Annotated in this window: 1 pseudogene; it reads left to right on the top strand. The window is 66.2% G+C overall.

Going from position 1 to position 204, the window contains the following annotated elements:
* Positions 1-204: pseudogene (locus AC0L25_RS32580) on the top strand (IS5/IS1182 family transposase); the annotation flags it as partial.

Below are 204 nucleotides of genomic sequence, written 5' to 3'. Positions count from 1 at the left end.
GGGCTCCATTTGCGCCAGAGCTATGTGCGGGTCGGCAAGCTGGCGCTGATCAGCCATCAGCGCTATGCCCACGCCAACAGACCTATCTCGGCCGGACCATTCGCGACATCGGTCGCCAGATCGCCGCCGATGCGGGGCTGGACGCGCTCTTCAAATGGCCGCTCTACCAGGCGGCCACCGTTCTCGAGCAACGCCAGCGCCAGC

It is taken from the genome of Mesorhizobium sp. WSM4813, assembly GCF_055811555.1.
This window is presented reverse-complemented; position numbering and strand designations above follow the sequence as displayed.